This window comes from Flavobacterium sp. WC2421, assembly GCF_040822115.1.
Classification (GTDB): Bacteria; Bacteroidota; Bacteroidia; order Flavobacteriales; family Flavobacteriaceae; genus Flavobacterium.
In genome coordinates this window covers 587,328-603,140 of the sequence record NZ_CP162004.1, presented here as the reverse complement: position 1 = coordinate 603,140, position 15,813 = coordinate 587,328, and the positions used below count along the sequence as shown (strand labels likewise).

Annotated in this window: 15 protein-coding genes; 3 read left to right on the top strand and 12 right to left on the bottom strand. The window is 33.8% G+C overall.

Annotation, left to right across the window (positions count from 1 at the left end; translation table 11 throughout):
- Window positions 1–57: 57 nt before the first annotated feature.
- The 10 genes from AB3G33_RS02580 to AB3G33_RS02535 all read right to left on the bottom strand — a co-directional run bounded on the left by AB3G33_RS02580 (window position 58) and on the right by AB3G33_RS02535 (window position 10,247).
- The gene (locus tag AB3G33_RS02580) at window positions 58–510 is read right to left on the bottom strand and encodes a hypothetical protein (protein ID WP_367772384.1); all 453 of its coding nucleotides are present in this window, start codon (window positions 508–510) and stop codon (window positions 58–60) included.
- A 7-nt stretch (window positions 511–517) separates the two neighbouring features.
- Complete coding sequence (locus tag AB3G33_RS02575) at window positions 518–1,744, bottom strand: hypothetical protein (RefSeq protein WP_367772383.1); 1,227 nt, start codon at window positions 1,742–1,744, stop codon at window positions 518–520.
- Window positions 1,745–2,179: 435 nt separating this feature from the next.
- The gene (locus tag AB3G33_RS02570) at window positions 2,180–2,593 is read right to left on the bottom strand and encodes a hypothetical protein (RefSeq protein ID WP_367772381.1); all 414 of its coding nucleotides are present in this window, start codon (window positions 2,591–2,593) and stop codon (window positions 2,180–2,182) included.
- Between the two features lie 207 nt (window positions 2,594–2,800).
- Window positions 2,801–3,376 carry a DUF6705 family protein gene (locus tag AB3G33_RS02565; RefSeq protein WP_367772380.1) on the bottom strand — a complete coding sequence of 192 codons (576 nt, stop codon included), beginning with the start codon at window positions 3,374–3,376 and terminating at the stop codon, window positions 2,801–2,803.
- Window positions 3,377–3,393: 17 nt separating this feature from the next.
- On the bottom strand, window positions 3,394–4,656 hold the full coding sequence (locus AB3G33_RS02560; protein WP_367772379.1) for a hypothetical protein: 1,263 nt from the start codon (window positions 4,654–4,656) through the stop codon (window positions 3,394–3,396).
- Between the two features lie 346 nt (window positions 4,657–5,002).
- Complete coding sequence (locus AB3G33_RS02555) at window positions 5,003–6,277, bottom strand: MFS transporter (RefSeq protein WP_367772377.1); 1,275 nt, start codon at window positions 6,275–6,277, stop codon at window positions 5,003–5,005.
- A gap of 14 nt (window positions 6,278–6,291) precedes the next feature.
- Window positions 6,292–7,980 carry a single-stranded-DNA-specific exonuclease RecJ gene (recJ, locus tag AB3G33_RS02550; RefSeq protein WP_367772375.1) on the bottom strand — a complete coding sequence of 563 codons (1,689 nt, stop codon included), beginning with the start codon at window positions 7,978–7,980 and terminating at the stop codon, window positions 6,292–6,294.
- 85 nt (window positions 7,981–8,065) lie between these two features.
- On the bottom strand, window positions 8,066–8,410 hold the full coding sequence (locus AB3G33_RS02545; RefSeq protein WP_367772373.1) for a HopJ type III effector protein: 345 nt from the start codon (window positions 8,408–8,410) through the stop codon (window positions 8,066–8,068).
- Window positions 8,411–8,420: 10 nt separating this feature from the next.
- Window positions 8,421–9,143, bottom strand: coding sequence for a 16S rRNA (cytidine(1402)-2'-O)-methyltransferase (gene rsmI, locus AB3G33_RS02540; RefSeq protein WP_367772371.1), 723 nt, complete (start codon window positions 9,141–9,143; stop codon window positions 8,421–8,423).
- Between the two features lie 6 nt (window positions 9,144–9,149).
- Window positions 9,150–10,247, bottom strand: coding sequence for a hypothetical protein (locus AB3G33_RS02535; RefSeq protein ID WP_367772369.1), 1,098 nt, complete (start codon window positions 10,245–10,247; stop codon window positions 9,150–9,152).
- 232 nt (window positions 10,248–10,479) lie between these two features.
- Here AB3G33_RS02535 and AB3G33_RS02530 point away from each other — a divergent pair, with 232 nt between their 5' ends.
- Entirely contained in the window at window positions 10,480–11,073 is a 594-nt protein-coding gene (locus AB3G33_RS02530) for a thymidine kinase (protein WP_367755674.1), read from the top strand.
- 164 nt (window positions 11,074–11,237) lie between these two features.
- On the opposite strand, the gene rpoN is transcribed toward AB3G33_RS02530, so the two are convergent.
- Together rpoN and asnS are read right to left on the bottom strand one after the other, a co-directional pair.
- Window positions 11,238–12,704 carry an RNA polymerase factor sigma-54 gene (rpoN, locus tag AB3G33_RS02525; RefSeq protein WP_367772367.1) on the bottom strand — a complete coding sequence of 489 codons (1,467 nt, stop codon included), beginning with the start codon at window positions 12,702–12,704 and terminating at the stop codon, window positions 11,238–11,240.
- A 61-nt stretch (window positions 12,705–12,765) separates the two neighbouring features.
- On the bottom strand, window positions 12,766–14,202 hold the full coding sequence (gene asnS / locus AB3G33_RS02520) for an asparagine--tRNA ligase (protein ID WP_367772365.1): 1,437 nt from the start codon (window positions 14,200–14,202) through the stop codon (window positions 12,766–12,768).
- Window positions 14,203–14,448: 246 nt separating this feature from the next.
- On the opposite strand from asnS, the gene AB3G33_RS02515 reads away from it, so the two are divergent.
- Both AB3G33_RS02515 and AB3G33_RS02510 read left to right on the top strand, forming a co-directional pair.
- On the top strand, window positions 14,449–14,907 hold the full coding sequence (locus tag AB3G33_RS02515) for an RNA methyltransferase (RefSeq protein ID WP_367772363.1): 459 nt from the start codon (window positions 14,449–14,451) through the stop codon (window positions 14,905–14,907).
- An 81-nt stretch (window positions 14,908–14,988) separates the two neighbouring features.
- A complete protein-coding gene (locus tag AB3G33_RS02510; protein ID WP_367772361.1) occupies window positions 14,989–15,762 on the top strand; it encodes a TlpA family protein disulfide reductase in 774 nt (257 codons plus the stop codon).
- Window positions 15,763–15,813 lie beyond the last annotated feature (51 nt).

Below are 15,813 nucleotides of genomic sequence, written 5' to 3'. Positions count from 1 at the left end.
AAGTCGGTAATGAATACTGAGATTAATTACCGACTTTTTAAGTTGTTTTATGTAAATTTAACTCTTCCGCTTGTCAATTCTCATAAAAAATCTGACTTCTCCTTTATTTATTGTTGAAATTGATATAATTTTTGAATCGGAATTTAAAAGAATTGGGACTTGGAGTTGGTTATTATAAAATATTATATAAACATTATCATAATCTTCAGTTACAATGGTCTCTTTTATTATTTTTTGTTCAATAGCTTTTTGATAAGAGTAGACTTTGATTTTATTTGTTGGACTTTTATTGTATTCTTTTCTAATATACTCAAGTTGAATTAAAGTTATTGCCTTAGAATTTTTATCGCAAAGTAAATAGTTATTTATAACTTCATCTAATTTTGTAGAATCATTTGTTACGTAACATGCAAAGTTATAGATCATTTTTTTATCGTTTTGTAAATAGTAATATGTAAGTAATCCGCACACAACTATAACTGAAGTCAAAATTAGTATTATTTTTTTCATTATTTTTTTAATTACAAGTTCCTGTATTAGTAGCTGAATTTGCACCAGTTGTTTGCCTGTTAGCATTGGTAGGTAGCGACATGTTTCTTATATTTTGCCCTAATTGCCCCGGATTACTTCCGCCACCACCAGTCCATGTGCCATATGAATCTGGTAAATTTAGACCAACTAAATTTCCTATTGCAATTGCAAAATCCGTGCAATTATATGTATTTAAATTATAAGTTGAAGGAGCATTATTTGCATAACCAATTACATTAAGTAATTGAGTTGAATTTATCGGGATTGATAAACTAACATCAGATATATGTCCTTGATCATTACCAAATGCTTTTGAATCATTGGGATATGCAATACTTACTGTACTATTTGGATAATATCCCAAAACCCTTCTGATTCCTCCTTGCTGTATTGCAATAAAGGTATGTCCAACATTTGGATCTGTAAGTGAACCAGACCAAGGAACAGAACTATTAGCAGTTGGTTGATCTACATATATGGTAAGTTGTGCACTTTGTGCTAAATTAAAACATTTTAAATAATCATTAATGTTTGAAATTTTATTTGAAGGACCAATAAAAAAGACTACATCATCCACTATTTCATCTACCACATCTCTATTGATTGTAGTTCTGTATAGAATATAATAGGAATCTCCATTTGTTCCACAAGGGTAGGGAGTGTTCATGAAAGAAGTTGTAATTATTGTCTCTTGAGTCGTATTTCTGTAGGTGAGTTGTGTGTAATTTCCAACAGTAACTGAAGAATAATGGTTCGTGTTTTCCAATGCATACGTATATACAATATATGTTTCCACACATTCGGGTGCTTTATTGGTTAGAGATTGTTTGTAACTGTAAAAGTTGATGACTTCATTCAAAGGTTCTATTACACTTTTTTCAGTAGTATTTTTGCTATGGCCATTAAAAATAACTAGTTGTCCTACTGGAGTTCCATCTAATTGAAATACATTTAGTGTCCCAGTAAAGTTACTAAGATTTTCAATGGAATTAGCGAATAAAGTATGGTTTAAACTTGTATACGCCTCCACTAAGTAGGAATGTATTTCTGTTCCTTTTTTTATTGCAATCAATTCGTATTTTAATTGATTTTGAAATAAATTGGATTCGATTTCACTTGCTTTTTTTTCAGAAACTTCAATTTCATAAATTTCGAATCCGTCTTTCTCTATTTTGGAGAACGTTTCCCAATTTACAACTAAATTAGCAGCCATGTTTTTATTGGTAAATTGCTCCAGTTTTAAATCGTTTTTTAGTTGATTTATGATTGGATTCGTTTTGCTGTCCTGCAATTCATCTTTAGTACAAGAAAAGAGCAGTAGAACTAGGAAGATTCCTAAAAAATGGGGGGGTAAATAATTTTACTTTCATACTATGATTTAAAATTAGTGTTTTTTCGTATAAAAAACATTGTTTTCAAACTTATGACTAATTTACTACAAATGAAATACCCAGTTTTAGTGATATTTTGTTTTTCTTTTTAAAATGATTTTCACAAAAAAGTCGGTAACAAATCCTGAGATTCAATACCGACTTTTTTAAATTATATTAAAATGAGTTTAAGATTCATCCTTTTCATGTTCGTCAATATTTTTTTTAGATGTAGTTTTTGACTAAGAAGCTTCTGTTTTATTACAATTTTAAAAGCTTTAATCTTTACCAATTACCTTAATACGTATTACAGTAAGATTACCATATTTTTCAACATCTTCTTTGGTCCAAAAATATTCTTTACCAGTTGGTCTTTTAGTAAAGTCCCAATCAATTGGTTCTTTTACGTAAAAGTATAAGCCTAAGGAGTTGTTTTCAATCGGTCTACGTTTTATCTCTTCAGAATCTATGAATCTAAAAGAAAAATACGATGGATCTCCTAAAGTTCCATAAGCAGTTTTTATTTCGGGTTTTATTTCTTTAAGCAGGTCTTTAAGGGGTTTGTTGATAAACTGCTGTTCGTTTGTCTTTAATTTATGGGCATCATTAGGTGTTTGCACCATTTGCTGTGCTTTGCAACTATAGTTAATTAGAAGGAAAAGGATTGCTAGAATTTTGAGTATGTTTTTCATATTTTTGTTTTTTAAGGTTACAATCTGACTTATACTATAGTTGTTTTTTATTCAATAAGGTTTTTTTTAAGATATATAGAATTAAAAAAACAAACCCTTTCAGTATTCAAAATGCTGAAAGGGAAATAATTTAAATTTATTAGTTTAAATAACGTTTTTGCTTATTTAATTTCTGAAACTGTTTATTGTGTTTTACTTTTTATCATTTTACTGTTTTGTTAATCGCATCCCGTTTCTAGGCAATAATTGTTCAGCCAGCTTTAATCCTGGACAACTATCCTCAGTTAAAAGGATTTTATCTGGTTCAAAAGTTAAAGACATGTCAGTATTGGCTACGTTTTTCATACGGATATATACCGTTCCTTTTTGACCACAACCAGAATTCTTACCGTAATAATTTGATGCATAATAAGTCAAATCTTTGCTGAAATAATCTCCTTTAATTACATAAGGACTTGTATCAGGTAAACTCCTGGTGTCTTCTATGATCACATTATTAGTAGTAGTGATTAGATATCGTATAAGTAATTTGTCATAGGTTACATTTTGTGGTTTACAAGTATATTTTTTTACTATAAATGTATAATTTTTGTTTTCAAAAGTCCCTTTCCATGTTCCTATATATTTGCCAAGTAAATTATTTACATCTTTTAGATAAGTCCCTTCAGGTATACCATTTTGAGCGATCATATAATCAATTGATTTTTCTACAGGTACAATTGTTTGGGCTTTACAGGATATTGCAATTGTTAATATATATCCTAACAGTACTAATTTTTTCATGTTTTTATTTTTTTGTTTTAGTTGCAATTTATTGTTACTTTTTCACCGTTAATATCCAATGTTATTTTTTGATTTCCTGTTTCTTCAATTTTATACAAGTCAATACCATCAATACCTATTTTATCTTTTAAGAATTTTAATAAACCTTTTTCCAACCCATTTTCGAGAATTGTTGTTTTATAAATTTCGTTTAAACTCTCGTCCCAATTAATAGTGCTAGTTTTTACATTAATGTTGGCTGCATTTCCAGTAAAACCTAGTTGATAGGTTCCAGCACTTGACACCATCACGCCATAAGTATCACTAATAGGTATGCCATAATTTTGTGCATTAACAACTAATATTAAAAACTGTTTTACATCTTCTGGAGAAAATATTTTAATAGGAAAAACATCAATTAAATCTCCGTCTGAATTTGTTTTTTGATAGGAATCTAAATGAGTGTGCATATAACCTATCCTGTTAATGTCTCTTGGCAAAGTAACGGCATCAGATCCATTTGCAGTCAAAGTAGTGAAGGATCCGTCCTTTGTTTGTGCATAGCCATTTTCTTTTGTTTTTCCAGTTTGTGTTTTTAGGACATCGATTTTTGCTTTATATGTTAGGTTATTATATTGAGTTTTTAGTTTTTCGCATGGGTCAATTACTTCATCAATTACATCTCTATTGATTGTAGTTCTGTATAGAATATAATAGGAATCTCCATTTGTTCCACAAGGGTAGGGAGTGTTCATGAAAGAAGTTGTAATTATTGTCTCTTGAGTCGTATTTCTGTAGGTGAGTTGTGTGTAATTTCCAACAGTAACTGAAGAATAATGGTTCGTGTTTTCCAATGCATACGTATATACAATATATGTTTCCACACATTCGGGTGCTTTATTGGTTAGAGATTGTTTGTAACTGTAAAAGTTGATGACTTCATTCAAAGGTTCTATTACACTTTTTTCAGTAGTATTTTTGCTATGGCCATTAAAAATAACTAGTTGTCCTACTGAAGTTCCATCTAATTGAAATACATTTAGTGTCCCAGTAAAGTTACTAAGATTTTCAATGGAATTAGCGAATAAAGTATGGTTTAAACTTGTATACGCCTCCACTAAGTAGGAATGTATTTCTGTTCCTTTTTTTATTGCAATCAATTCGTATTTTAATTGATTTTGAAATAAATTGGATTCGATTTCGCTTGCTTTTTTTTCAGAAACTTCAATTTCATAAATTTCGAATCCGTCTTTCTCTATTTTGGAGAACGTTTCCCAATTTACAACTAAATTAGCAGCCATGTTTTTATTGGTAAATTGCTCCAGTTTTAAATCGTTTTTTAGTTGATTTATGATTGGATTCGTTTTGCTGTCCTGCAATTCATCTTTAGTACAAGAAAAGAGCAGTAGAACTAGGAAGATTCCTAAAAAATGGGGGGGGTAAATAATTTTACTTTCATACTATGATTTAAAATTAGTGTTTTTTCGTATAAAAAACATTGTTTTCAAACTTATGACTAATTTACTACAAATGAAATACCCAGTTTTAGTGATATTTTGTTTTTCTTTTTAAAATGATTTTCACAAAAAAGTCGGTAACAAATCCTGAGATTCAATACCGACTTTTTTAAATTATATTAAAATGAGTTTAAGATTCATCCTTTTCATGTTCGTCAATGTCTTTTTGTAAATCTAGTTTTCTAAAAGATGGAGAGAATATTCCAGTTCCTAGAACAATCAACAAGGTCATGCTTCCACCAAATACTACCGATGTTACTGTTCCCATCAATTTAGCTGTCAAACCGCTTTCAAAAGCACCCAATTCATTAGATGATCCTACAAAAATAGAATTCACTGCCGAAACTCGGCCGCGCATGTGATCGGGAGTTTTTAATTGTAAAATGGTTTGTCGTATCACTACCGAAATTCCATCTACAGCACCACTTAAAAACAAAGCAAATACGGATAAAGCAAAAATAGTTGAAAGTCCAAAAGTAATGATACAAAGTCCAAAGGCAAAAATCGCTGCCAGTAGCTTTAATCCCGCATTTTTATTCATGGGAACATAAGCAGAAATTATTAATGTCAAAAAAGAACCTACAGCTGGTGCTGCTCTCAGCACACCAAAACCTTCGGGTCCCACTTTTAAAATATCTTGAGCAAAAATAGGCAACAGTGCCACTGCTCCTCCAAATAGAACCGCCACCATATCCAGTGATAATGCGCCCAAAACGGTTTTATTATTGAAAACAAATTTTACTCCTTCTTTCAAACTTTCCATAATAGGTTCCCCAATTTTTGGATTCAAAATTGGCTTGGCACCAATTTGAGTTAAAGCAATCAGTGCAAAAACAGAACAAGCAAAAACAGAACACATCGACCAGTGCACGCCAATCAAAGTAATAGAAAAACCAGCTACAGCTGGTCCTAAAACAGACCCAATTTGCCAAACGGAACTGCTCCAAGTAGCAGCATTAGGATACACTTTTTTAGGAACCAATAAGGATAAAAGGGAGAATATCGTTGGGCCAAGAAAGGAACGTACAATTCCGCCCAAGAAGACCATAAAATAAATACCATACAAAATAGCTCTTGTTGAATAGTCACTTACAATGGTGGGCCAGGTCAATAAAAACAAACCAAAACTAATTACTGAAAAACCTAAAATACATTTAACGAGAAGGCCTTTTTTCTCATTTTGATCAACAATATGTCCTGCAAATAAAGCCATAGCAACCGCAGGGATAATTTCCATTAAGCCTATAATTCCTAGTGAAAGTGGGTCTTTCGTTAAACTATAAACCTGCCATTCGATAACAATAAATTGCATGGACCAGGCAAAAACCATAGCAAATCGCAATAATAAAAAAGTGTTGAATTCCTTATAACGTAAGGCTGCGTAGGGGTCGTGTGTTTTTTTCATTTGGGTAATCTCAATTATTTAATGTCTCTTAATCGCAACTGTAAACTTACTTTACCATTCCATTCGTTTTCATCAATGCAGTACACGGCTTGAAATGGTTTTTGATGTGTTGTTAAATCCATTTTATTTCCTAGTCCAAAACCAATGGCTGGAATTCCTTCGGAATTGTTTTGTTTGATAAACAATTTTATATGTTCGTCTTCTTGTCCCATTGGTTTTCCGTAACCCGTATCTTTTATGTTTTTAGTGAGGAAAATGGGAGTCATATTTTGTGGTCCAAAAGGCTCAAATTGTTTCAAAATCCGAGTTAGTTTTGGGCTAATGTCAGTAAAATTAATTTCGGCATCGATCTCGATTTCGGGTGTTCGCATATCCGGATGAATCGTTTCTTGTACTTGCTGCTCAAATGCTTGTTTAAAAACAGCATAGTTTTCTGCAGCCAATGTCATTCCTGCGGCATACATATGTCCACCAAATTGTTCCAAATGTTCCGAGCAAGCTTCGAGTGCATTATACACATCAAACCCTTTGACAGATCGTGCCGAAGCTGCATATTTATCACCACTTTTTGTAAATACTAAGGTGGGACGATAATAGGTTTCTATCAGTCTTGAAGCGACAATCCCAATGACGCCTTTGTGCCAATCTTCTTGAAAGACTACAGAGGTAAATCGCTCTTTTTCCTGATTTTCTTCTATTTGCGAAAGCGCTTCTTTGGTAATTTGTTTGTCTAAATCCTTACGGTCGGAATTGTATTGTTCAATTTCGGAAGCAAATTGTTGTGCTTGTTCAAAATTGAATTCGGTTAATAATTCCACAGCATGATTTCCGTGTTTTATTCTGCCAGCTGCATTGATTCGAGGCGCTATGATAAAAACGACATCGGTGATGTCAAGGGTTTGTTTCTTTATTTGGTGAATTAAAGCCTTAATTCCAGGCCTTGGATTTTCATTAATAACTTGTAAACCAAAATAAGCTAACACTCGATTTTCACCGGTCATAGGTACAATATCGGCGGCGATTGCAGTTGCTACTAAATCTAAATACGGAATAAAATCATCGATAGTTTGCCCTCTATTACTTCCTAAAGCTTGTATTAATTTGAAACCCACACCACATCCACACAATTCATCGTATGGATATGAACAATCAGATCTTTTTGGGTCAAGGACAGCGACTGCTTCGGGTAAAGAGTCTCCTGGTCTGTGGTGATCGCAAATGATGAAATCAATATTTCTTTCTTTTGCGTAAGCGACATGATCAATGGACTTAATACCACAATCCAAAGCGATAATTAATGAAATCCCATTGTCATCGGCATAGTCAATTCCTTTAAAGGAAACGCCATATCCTTCCAAATAACGATCTGGAATATAAGTAGCAATATTAGGATAATAGGATTTAAGGTAAGAAGAAACTAGGGAAACAGCGGTAGTTCCATCCACATCATAATCCCCAAAAACCAAAATATTTTCTTGATTTGCAATGGCACGTTCGATTCTTTCCACGGCTTTAGCCATGTCTTTCATTAAGAAGGGATCATGTAAATGGTCTAGCGAAGGGCGAAAAAAAGCTTTGGCTTGGTCAAAAGTTTCAATACCGCGCTGCACCAGTAAAGTGGCGACAAAATCTTCTACACCCAAGGTTGTGGATAAATGCCTAATCTTATCCTCAGAAGGTTTTTGTTTTATGGTCCAACGCATTTGATTTGTGATTTATGAATGTCGATTAACGATTTGTGATTTAATATCTGCAATCAAAAATCGTTAATCTTCAATTCTATATAATTTATTTTAGTTCCAATGCTTCGCCTTCAAACTGGATTCCATCCCAACCGTGAAGTACGAAATTACGAATGTTTTGATGATCCGTTCCTTCAGGATTTTTCAAAACGTCTTCATAATAATAAGCTCCAAAACATGATAAGGTTTCTTCAGGAGTTAAGTTTTGCAATTTGGCGAAAGCAAACAATTTACATGAACCTGAGTTTTCTCCCGCTGCATTATGTTGATTTCCGTTTTGAAAAGTAGTAGGAGTAAAGTTATAATTGGCTTCAATTGCAGCAATAGTTTCTGGAAATGTTATTTCTTGTGGCGTATTTTTTAATATAGAGATATAAGATACTATCGTCATAATATGGTTTTTATTCTTGATCTTCTTCTTTTGAGATTTTATTTTTTTTAACTTCCTTAACGAATGGTTTTCCGCCAACGACAACAACAATTTCACCTCTTGGCGCTGTTTTTTCAAAATGGGTTAACACTTCACGAACCGTTCCACGAACATTTTCTTCATGCATTTTTGATAATTCTCTACAAACACAAATAGGTCTGTCTTCACCAAAATAAGTAATAAACTCCGTTAATGTTTTTAGTAATTTATGCGGTGAAACATACAAAATCATAGTACGTGTTTCTTCGGCTAAAGCCAAATAACGGGTTTGTTTCCCTTTTTTGTCAGGTAAGAATCCTTCAAAAACAAATTTATCATTAGGTAAACCACTATTTACTAAGGCGGGAACAAAAGCGGTGGCACCAGGTAAGCATTCTACTTCAACTCCATTCTCAACACAAGCGCGAGTTAATAAAAAGCCTGGATCAGATATGGCTGGAGTACCAGCATCCGAAATTAAGGCAATGTTTTCCCCAGCTTTCAATCGGGAGATCAAATTCTCTACGGTTTTGTGCTCATTGTGCATGTGATGACTGTACATATGGGTGCCAATCTCAAAATGCTTTAAGAGTTTGCCACTAGTACGGGTATCTTCGGCCAGAATCAAATCGACTTCTTTTAAAATCCGAATGGCTCTAAAAGTCATGTCTTCTAGATTACCTATGGGCGTGGGAACAATATATAATTTTGACATAGTTTATTAAAGAAATTTTTTCTCGATGATATCCATAAAACGCTCTTCATAATCTTCTTTCCCTTTCCAGTTGTTGTAATCAGGTTTTACCATTTCTTCAATGAAGTTTCGTGTTTCATGAAAATTGTCAAATGTGATTAATTGATTCAATACGCGGTTGTAATCTTCACTGTTATTACCAAAAAGGTGTTTTACAAATGCAATTCGATCATTTAAATCAATATCAATGCCTTTGGATAATTTGTCATTTAGGGATACAATTTTTGGTTCGGCTTTTTCCTTTTTTTCTTCTATTATCGGTTCTGGAGCTTTTTCAACTATAGTTTCTTTGGCTTCAAAAACAATTTCTGGAGGTAATGCAGGTACATCATCTACTTTGACAAAAAGAGTGTCATTGTAATTACCACCTAATAAATCTTCGAAAGAAATTTGTACGGCCTCCGGTTTTTTAGGTGTTTCAATTTCGATTTCTTCTGTTTCTGAATCGTCAGTTAATTCAAAAGCAGCTTTGAATTTATGTTGTGGTTCTTCTTCTTGTTCTTCTTTTTCTTCAGAAGCAACAAGAATCTCTTCTTCAGCTTCATTTTCGCTAATGACGACATCGTCTGTTGGCATTTCCTCAGTTACCGGTTGCTCTTTTATATCAGCTTCAAAATCGCCTAATGTATTGTCTTCTGAAACCTCTTCTTCTACTTCTGGAGAGCTTTCCTCAGTTTTAGAATCTTCGATTGTATTTTCTTCTACTAGCACTTCGTCCAAATGTGCTACTATTGTAGGAGATGCAATTTCTTGTTCTGATTTCTCTTCTTTTATAGTTTCAGAAGTTGTTCCTTCTTGGGGAAGTTTACTTTCAGTTATTTCAATGATAGTCTCAGCTGGCAATTCGGCACTTTTGTCATAAAAGGCTTGCACTTCTTTTTCGATCTCAGCATGGCCAATTGTTGGTTTTACATCGCCATAATGTTCGTCAATAAATCGTAAAACGGATAGCTTTTCGTATAGTTTTTGAGATTCCAAATACAGTTGATTGATATCAGACTTGTTCTTAAGTTGTAATATTCTATGTGCAATGCTGATTAAATCGGCTTCCAATTTTTTTTTCATAACGTTTAAATTATAGTATATATGGCGTATGTGTTTCTCATTTTATTTTTTACCAAAAGAAATTCAAGGGCTGTAGGGGCAGAAGATTTAATTTTAAATAACTGTTTACAAATCCTCGAATTGATAAAATTTTTCTACTTTTGAGACAACGTAAAAGTATAAAATCTTATGTTGGTTTATTACGGTACAAAGTAATAAAAACTATTCATTTTTTAAGTTAGAAAAATACAAAATGTTTCTCGAAAATACAGTAAATCATAAAGAACAGTTTGGTTGGATCGAAGTCATATGTGGTTCAATGTTTTCGGGTAAAACCGAAGAGCTAATTCGTCGTCTCAAGAGAGCACAATTTGCCAAACAAAAAGTAGAAATCTTTAAACCAGAAATTGACACCCGCTACCATGAAGATATGGTAGTGTCGCATGACGCTAATGAAATTCGTTCTACACCAGTTCCAGCTGCTGCCAATATCGCCATTTTGGCGCAAGGGTGTGATGTGGTGGGAATTGATGAAGCGCAGTTTTTTGATGACGAAATAGTAAGGGTTTGCAATGATTTAGCAAACCAAGGTATTCGTGTTATTGTTGCCGGGTTAGATATGGATTTTAAGGGTAATCCTTTTGGACCTATGCCTGCATTAATGGCGACAGCAGAATATGTGACTAAAGTGCATGCTGTATGCACTCGAACAGGTAATCTGGCTAATTATAGTTTTAGAAAAACCGACAGTGATAAATTAGTAATGCTTGGCGAAACAGAAGAATACGAACCCTTGAGTCGTGCAGCTTATTATCACGCCATGAAAAAAGATCAGGAGAATAAATAAAATCCTGTCCCCGGCCAGTCATTGCGAAGAATGAAGCAAGCCAAAGGAGAGGGAGACAAAACGAAATAGGATTCTGTAAAAGACAAAACCCTTTCTGAGCCATCAGAAAGGGTTTTGTCTTTTTAAATCAAAAATCGTTAATCAGCAATCTGATTTCAACAATCTTATATTTTTTTCCTCATTCTAGCCACAGGAATATCCAGCTGCTCTCTGTATTTAGCGATAGTTCTTCTTGCAATTGGGTATCCTTTTTCTTTCAGCAATTCAGCCAATTGATCATCAGGTAAAGGTTTCTTCTTATCCTCTTCCTCAATAATATTTTGCAATATTTTTTTGATTTCCAGTGTTGAAACATCTTCGCCTTGGTCGTTTTTCATGGCTTCTGAGAAAAATTCTTTTATCAGCTTTGTTCCATAAGGTGTTTCTACATATTTGCTGTTGGCTACACGGGAAACCGTTGAGATGTCAAGTCCTACCATATCCGCAATGTCTTTCAAGATCATTGGTTTCAATTTGGTTTCATCGCCATCTAAGAAATATTCTTCTTGATAATGCATAATAGCATTCATGGTTACAAATAAGGTTTCTTGACGTTGACGAATCGCATCAATAAACCACTTAGCCGAATCCAGTTTTTGTTTGATAAACTGAACCGCATCTTTTTGTGGCCCTGATTTATCGGTAGAAACTTTATAGGTTTGCATCATTTCCTGATAATCTTTGGAAACGTGCAGGGTAGGAGCATTTCGACCGTTTAAAGTTAATTCCAGTTCGCCATCAACAATTCTAATGGCAAAATCAGGAACTACGTTCTCTGTAATTTTATTATTTCCTGTAAAAGAGCCTCCCGGTTTTGGGTTCAGTCTTTCAATTTCATGAACTGCTTTTTTGAGCTGCTCATTTGAAACATTGTATTTCTGAATTAATTTATCGTAATGTTTTTTGGTAAAAGCATCAAATTGATTTTCGATAATATCTGTTGCTAGTTCCACGTATTCCGTAGGGGTTTTGTGTTTCAACTGCAACAACAAGCATTCTTGTAAGTCGCGCGCACCTACACCAGAGGGTTCTAGTTCATGAATTACATGCAGCATCCGTTCTACCGTAGCTTCATCCGTATATAAGGCTTGGGTAAACGCCATATCATCCACAATATCAGGAATGCTTCTACGGATATAACCCATGTCATCAATACTTCCTACCAGAAATTCAGCAATATCACGTTCTTCATCATCGAGAATAAACGTATTCAATTGATTAATTAAATCTTGGTGAAAACTAATAGGTGCTGCTAATGGTGATTCACGATCGTCATCGTCATCACTGTAGTTATTTGCCTGTGTTTTATAATCGGGGCTATCGTCGCTATTTAAATATTCGTCGATATTGATGTCTTCGGCCTCATTCCTGTCAGATTCCGCCTCATCATAATCATCGTAGTCTTCGTTTTCAAATTCATCCTTTTCATAATCGTCTTCCTCCTTACCCGCTTCTAAAGCAGGATTTTCATTCATTTCTTCCAATAAACGTTGTTCAAAGGCTTGCGTAGGCAATTGAATTAGCTTCATCAACTGAATTTGTTGTGGAGATAATTTCTGCGATAATTTTAAATTTAAGAATTGCTTTAGCATTTGTTTGTTTAATCGGTTAACTGTTTATTTGTTTAATCGATTAACCGATTAAACTTTTTTTCTAAAATTCAGCATTCATTGGCGTTCTTGGAAAAGGAATTACGTCACGTATGTTTGTCATTCCTGTTACAAACAGCACTAATCTTTCAAAACCAAGACCAAAACCAGAGTGAACTGCTGATCCAAATCGTCTAGTATCAAGATACCACCACAATTCTTCTTCGTCAATTCCTAAGGCTTTCATTTTTTCGACTAAAACATCAAAACGTTCTTCTCTTTGTGAACCTCCTACAATTTCTCCAATTCCAGGGAAAAGGATATCCATCGCGCGAACTGTTTTTCCGTCTTCGTTCAAACGCATGTAAAATGCTTTGATATTGGCAGGATAATCAAATAAGATTACGGGACATTTAAAGTGTTTCTCCACTAAATAACGCTCGTGTTCTGACTGTAAATCAGCTCCCCATTCGTTAATGATATAATTGAATTTTTTCTTTTTATTTGGAGTACACTCTCTTAATATGTCAATTGCCTCAGTATAAGAAACACGTTTGAAATTATTTTCTAAAACAAAATTCAATTTGTCTAGTAAAGCCATTTCGCTTCTTTCTGCTTGTGGTTTTGATTTCTCTTCGTCCAATAATCGTCCTTCCAAGAATTTTAAATCCTCAGGACATTTGTCAAGCGTATATTTAATTACGTACTGAATAAAATCTTCAGCAAGATCCATATTGTCATTCAAGTCATTAAAAGCAACCTCTGGCTCAATCATCCAGAACTCCGCAAGGTGACGAGAAGTATTTGAATTCTCCGCTCTAAACGTAGGTCCAAAAGTATAAATCTGTCCTAATGCCATAGCAAAAGTCTCTCCTTCTAGTTGTCCAGAAACCGTTAGATTCGTTTCTTTCCCAAAAAAATCTTCTTTATAATCTACTTTTCCGTCTTCGGTTCTAGGCGTTCCGTCAAATGGCAAAGCGGTAACTTTAAACATTTCACCAGCACCTTCAGCATCCGATCCTGTGATGATTGGCGTATTGACATATACAAATCCTTTTTCTTGAAAATAGCTGTGTACTGCGTATGATAATACAGAACGAACACGCATAATAGCACCAAACATATTGGTACGCACTCTTAAATGCGCATTTTCACGCAAGAAATCCAAGCTCGGTTTATTCTTAGGTTGTATTGGGAATTTCTCAGCATCAGAATCTCCTAGGATTTCCAATGTTTTAACTTGAATTTCAAATTGTTGTCCCGCACCTTTACTTTCAACCAAAGTTCCTGTAACAGATATCGCTGCTCCAGTCGTAATTCTTTTCAAAGTTTCGTCAGGAGTATTCTCAAAATCGACTACACATTGTATATTATTGATGGTTGAACCATCATTCAAAGCAATAAATTGATTGTTTCTAAAAGTTCTTACCCATCCTTTTGCATTTACTTCATGTAGTGTCGTTGTACTGTTTAGTAAGTCTTTAACTTTTGTATGTCTCATTTTAGGTGTATAGTTGAATTTAAAATTGTCTCATATTCGAACTGCAAATATAAATCATTTGTTTTAAATGTCATTGCGAGGAATGATGCATTTAGGAGCTATTTCCCGCTATTCGCTATATCTTTTACTTTTTAAAGGAAAAAGTAAAAGGATGTCGCTATTATCGGGGCTAGGGAATAGTGGAATTCGACACTTTAAATAAATTAAAAATTTGACAAACGCCCTAACAGTTTGTATTTTTGTCAGATGAATGATAATTTTATAACCGAGTATTTCGGGATAGGCATACAAAACGGAAAAACTCCTGAAAATTTAGGCGTTCTGTGGAGATCTGCACAAAACTTAGGCGCGAGCTATATTTTCACCATTGGTAATCGGTATGCAAAACAAGCTTGCGATACCCATAATGCCGTAAAATCGATACCTTATTTTCATTATGAATCGTTTGAAGACTTCTATAAAAACTTACCCAAAGGGGCTCGTTTAGTAGGAGTGGAGCTAGATGAACAAGCCACCGATTTAGAAACCTTCGAACATCCAAGGCGTTGCGTGTATCTATTAGGTGCTGAAGATCATGGTCTTTCAAAAAAAGCCATTGAAAAATGTCATCATTTAGTAAAATTCAAATCCGAAAAAAGCTTAAACGTATCTGTTGCGGGAAGTATTGTTCTTTATGATAGAGGTCTTAATAAGCCCCGTTCATAAAATAAGTTGTTATTGTTTAGTACCTTTATTAGATTCATAAACAGTAAATTATAACGTTATTTGCACCTTTAATTAGTTGTCATGAAAAAATTGTTTTATACCCTTTTTTTAGTTGTGATCTTCACCTCCTGTTCTGGACAAACTCCTTTTGGGAAACCAGAAGTAAGTCCAGCCAAAATACAAACTCAGTTTATGGATTGGTGGACCTATCAATCTCATAATATAATGCTTTCTAGGGATTTTGTACCATTAGATTCCAATTTAAAAGAAATTACCAAAGATCAATTTTTAAAAGAATTAAGCGAAGGAAGTTACATCCCAATTCGATTAGAATCCGATTCAGCACTATTTTACTACAAGCTTTTTAAGATTGACCCAACATCAGATACAAGTATAAAAGCCACCATTGTTGAAACCGCTTTCAATGAAATTCAAAATCTAAAGAAAGAAGGGGAGCCATTTCCTGCATTTTCATTCTCAGATTTAAATGGTAATTTGATTACAAATGAAAATCTTAAAGGAAAAATTGTTGTCATAAAATGCTGGTACATTCATTGTGCTGCTTGCATTAAAGAATTTTCACAAGTAAATCAATTAGTGGAGAAATATAAAGATAGAAAAGACATTGTTTTTATAAGTCTGGCTGAGGATACTCCAGAACAGTTAACCGTTTTTTTAGCTAGAAAACCGCTGTCCTATTCCGTTGTTCCTAATATGAAAACGTACATGAATTTAACCTTGCAACTCAATGCGTTTCCTACTCATATTATAATTAATAAAGAAGGGTTTATGGAAAAAGTGGTTTCTAATTATGCTGGTTTAGAAGTTAGTTTAGAGAAAGCTAGTAGAGAATAAATATAAAATTGTACAATTGGGGTGTTTTTTTTCTGCTTCACTGTTATATAC